At 72.3% G+C, this 2,440-nt stretch carries 2 protein-coding genes and 1 pseudogene; 2 read left to right on the top strand and 1 reads right to left on the bottom strand.

Annotated elements, in window-relative coordinates; all coding sequences use genetic code 11:
- Both NBZ85_RS30285 and NBZ85_RS30280 read left to right on the top strand, forming a co-directional pair.
- A pseudogene (locus NBZ85_RS30285) lies at positions 1-202 on the top strand (substrate-binding domain-containing protein); the annotation flags it as partial.
- A 119-nt stretch (positions 203-321) separates the two neighbouring features.
- Complete coding sequence (locus NBZ85_RS30280) at positions 322-1,602, top strand: MFS transporter (protein WP_261560638.1); 1,281 nt, start codon at positions 322-324, stop codon at positions 1,600-1,602.
- 195 nt (positions 1,603-1,797) lie between these two features.
- Here NBZ85_RS30280 and NBZ85_RS30275 read toward each other — a convergent pair.
- Positions 1,798-2,440 (bottom strand): citrate/2-methylcitrate synthase (locus tag NBZ85_RS30275; protein ID WP_308205243.1); only part of this gene is annotated, 643 nt, incomplete at its 5' end.

The raw sequence follows: 2,440 nt of genomic DNA, 5'->3' as shown, positions 1-2,440 counted from the left end.
TCTGGGGCTCGCGTTCATCCCGCTGCTGTGGGAGCCCTACGAGATTGCACTGGGCCGCGGTGCGCTGGGCGCGGCCCAACCGCTGCTCGCCGCGTTGCGTGACCCGGTGATCCAGCAGACGGTCGCAGCTCTCGGCGGCTATGACCTTGCGCACACCGGCACGGTCCGGCCGGCGGGCCCGGACCGCCCGCCAGAGAGATGACCGTGCAGTTATTGGTTCGCACAGTGGTAGTACAGACTGGCGCTGGCCACCATCATATGCGGATCTGATCATGCACGACAGTCTGTATCTACGGTGCACGATGTCGTCTCATTCCGCATGTGCGTAGCGAAGCGGAAAGTGGAGCGGCGGTCGGGTCGGCGCCTGCGCCGGCGGTCGACACGACGGAGGCGCCGGCTGATCGCCGGCCGTGGCTGACCCCGGGAGTCGGGGGGATCGGGGCGGCGAGTTTCCTCGCCGACGTCGGGCATGAGGTGCCGACCGCGCTGATGGCAGGTTTCGTCACCACGACCCTGCACGCGCCGGCTGCCGCGCTGGGCGCGATCGAAGGCATCTCGGAGGGGCTGGCCGGTGCCGGCCGGTTCGTCGGCGGCGCGCTGGCCGACGACCCGGGACGGCGCCGCGCGGTCGCGGTCGGCGGCTACACCACCACGGCCGTGCTCTCCGCGCTGATCGGAGTGACTACCTCGGCGGCCCAGGCGGGGACGCTGCGCGGCGCGGCGTGGGCGGCTCGGGGACTGCGGGTACCGGCCCGCAACGCCCTGCTCGCCGACGTGGTGCCCGCCGCCGCCTACGGCCGGGCCTACGGCTTCGAGCGCACGATGGACAACCTCGGGGCGATCGCGGGCCCGCTGCTGGCGCTCGGCCTGGTGTCTGTGGCCGGCGTGCGGACCGCGATGCTGTTGTCGGTCGTTCCCGGGCTGCTCGCCGCGGTTGCCATCGTCTACGCGATCCGGCAGGCAAGGCTGCCCCAGGCCGGCGAGCGGCGCCAGCTGCGGTTCCAGGTTCAGCCGATCCTGCGGGGGCAGCTCGGGCGGGTGCTCGCCGGGTTCACCGTGTTCGAGGTCGGCAATGTGGCCGCCACTGTGCTGATTCTTCGTGCCACCGACCTGCTGACCCCCGGCCACGGCACGGACACGGCGACCCGGATCGCGATCACGCTCTACATCGCCTACAACATCGCCGCCACGATCACATCGTTTCCCGCCGGAGGTCTCTCCGACCACTTCGGTCGCCGCGGACCGCTGCTCGTCACCGCCGCCGGAGTCGCCGCCTTCCTGATCTCCTACCTGATGTTTGCGTTGTCCGGCCCCGTGATCTGGGTCCTTGGTATCGCCTTCGTGCTGGCCGGTGTCGGGATTGGGTGCGCGGAGACCGCCGAACACGCTGCCGTCGCCGCCTTCGCCTCCGAACAGATCCGAGGATCGGCGTTCGGACTGCTCGCCACCGTGCAGGCGGCAGGCAACGTCGCCGCCAGCGTCGTCGCCGGGCTCCTCTACACCCTTGCCTCACCCATGGTCGCGTTCGGCTACCTCGCGGCCTGGATGATGCTCGCGTTCACCGTGCTCCTGTGGGCAACGCAGAACACCCACAGTGGATAGCGGACACCAGAAGAGTGATCACCCGTGGCTCATCAGCGTCAGTCCCGGAGGGACGTGTACTCGCCGTGAGGCTGGGCCGGGAGCAGTGAGCAAGGTGATCGCCGACCGCCGATCGCCGGCCGCGTCCGGCAGATTCATCCATCAGGCAGCGCCCCTCACACGGCGGAGCCGTCATCCAGGTCCGGCCGGACGTACTCAGTCCGCGGGCGAGTCCGCGGACTGTGCTCTCGATACCGGCGTTTCGTTGACCGACGTTCCGGACGCCGGCACCGCGGACACCGGCGGGCCGGCGTAGACGCCGCGGGGGCGCAGGCGCAGCGGCGTCTCCTGGTACTCCTCCAGGGCATGGGCGAGCCAGCCGACCGTGCGGGCCACCGCGAAGATCACCTCGCCGGCCTCGGCGGGCATCCCCGCGGCCAGCGTGAGGACGGCGAGGGCCAGGTCCACGTTGGGCCGCAGCGCACGCTCCCGGCCGGCGGCCCGCGCGATCTCGCGGGCCGCCGCCAGGAGGGGCTCGGCGGCGGGCAACGCCGTGATCGCGGCCAGCAGCGCACGGGCGCGCGGGTCGCCGTCGGGGTACAGCCCGTGCCCGAACCCGGGAATCGGCTGGCCGGCGCGCAGGTACTCGGAGACGACGAGCACCGCGTCCCCCCGGTCGACCACCTCGGCGAGCAGCCGGTAGGCCAGTCGGCTGGCGCCGCCGTGCAGGGGCCCGTCCAGGGCGGCGAGTCCGGCGGAGACGACGGCGTACGGGTCCGCCCGCGCCGAGGCCGCGACCCGGGCGGCGAACGTGGACACGGCGAGGTCGTGATCGGCGAGCAGGCCGAGGGCCCGATCG

The organism is Frankia tisae (assembly GCF_025403405.1).
Lineage (GTDB): Bacteria > Actinomycetota > Actinomycetes > Frankiales > Frankiaceae > Frankia > Frankia tisai.
The sequence above is the reverse complement of the archived record's forward strand: the minus strand, read 5'-3'. Positions and strand labels throughout refer to the sequence as shown.